At 51.7% G+C, this 1,618-nt stretch carries 1 protein-coding gene; it reads left to right on the forward strand.

What is annotated here, in order from left to right; genetic code table 11:
* Positions 1–329: 329 nt before the first annotated feature.
* Complete coding sequence (locus tag DXA15_RS24935) at positions 330–1,565, forward strand: site-specific integrase (RefSeq protein WP_004291422.1); 1,236 nt, start codon at positions 330–332, stop codon at positions 1,563–1,565.
* Positions 1,566–1,618: the final 53 nt, after the last annotated feature.

Here is a 1,618-nt window from a genome sequence, read left to right on the forward strand (position 1 = left end):
GCAAAGTTACTACAAAAAAGTGAAATGCGGAAAGATATAGTGATAGAATTGAGTTACAAGGGTTTTGGTTGAAGTGGCGATAATCCGTGAAGCCATTACAATCCCTGCCGAAGCCAAATCCTGACGCCGCTACGTTACTTGTTCGTAACCATGCCCGAAAATGCGACAAACGGGTACGAATAGCGAAACAAGGCTCTAAGGAATAGTGAGTTATCCATAACTCATGCGAAAAATCAGGTTACGGAAAAAGATTGCGCCGTTCCTCCCCGTTTTGCGTACCAACACCGGACTCTTCACCAACTAATTTTGAAACCCAAAAATTAAGGACAATGAAGAGTACATTTTCAGTAATCTACTACCTCAAGCGTCAGGTAGTGAAAAAGGACGGGACAGTTCCCGTCATGGGACGCATCACGGTGGACGGCAGCCAGACACAGTTCAGCTGCAAACTGACTGTCGATCCGAAACTGTGGGACACCAAAGGTGGACGTGTCACGGGCAGAAGCACGGCGGCACTCGAAACGAACCGTATGCTTGACAAGATGCGGGTACGCATCAACAGGCATTATCAGGAAATCATGGAGCGTGACAACTTCGTCACGGCGGAGAAGGTGAAGAACGCCTTTCTCGGACTGGAACACCGCTACCACACGCTGATGCAGGTGTTCCGCCAGCACAACGAGGACTACGAGAAGCAGGTGGAGGCAGGCATGAAAGCCAAAGGCACGCTGCTGAAGTACCGCACCGTTTACAAGCACATGCAAGAGTTCCTCGACATCCGCTACCATGTGAAGGACATCGCCCTAAAAGAGCTTACCCCGGCTTTCATCTCCGACTTCGAGATGTTCCTGCGCACGGACAAGCACTGCTGCACCAATACCGTGTGGCTGTACGTCTGCCCGTTACGGACGATGGTATTCATCGCCATCAACAACGAGTGGCTGACGCGCGACCCGTTCCGCGAGTATGAAATCAAGAAGGAGGAAACAACACGCAGTTTCCTGACCAAAGATGAGATCCGCCTGCTGATGGAGGGGAAACTGAAAAACGCCAAACAGGAATTGTACCGCGACCTCTACCTGTTCTGCGCCTTCACGGGGCTGTCGTTCGCGGATATGCGCAACCTTACGGAAGAGAATATCCGCACCTACTTCGACGAACACGAGTGGATAAACATCAACCGCCAGAAAACGGGCGTGGTGTCCAACATCCGCCTGCTCGACATCGCCAACCGCATAATCGGCAAATACCGGGGACTGTGCGGGGACGGCAGGATATTTCCCGTTCCGCATTATAACACGTGCCTTGCCGGTATCCGTGCCGTCGCCAAGCGTTGCGGCATCACCAAGCATATCACGTGGCATCAGAGCCGCCACACGGCAGCCACGACGATATTCCTCTCCAACGGTGTTCCCATCGAAACGGTCAGCTCCATGCTCGGACACAAGAGCATAAAGACGACGCAGATTTACGCAAAGATAACCAAAGAGAAGCTCAATCAGGACATGGAGAACCTTGCCGCAAGATTGAACGGCGTCGAGGAATTTGCAGGTTGCACCATCTAAAAAGAAAAGCCATGAAACGTGACACAATCATCATCGAGGACAAGGCAGTCAGC

The sequence above is a fragment of the Parabacteroides sp. AM58-2XD genome, assembly GCF_003463685.1.
GTDB classification, from domain to species: domain Bacteria; phylum Bacteroidota; class Bacteroidia; order Bacteroidales; family Tannerellaceae; genus Parabacteroides; species Parabacteroides segnis.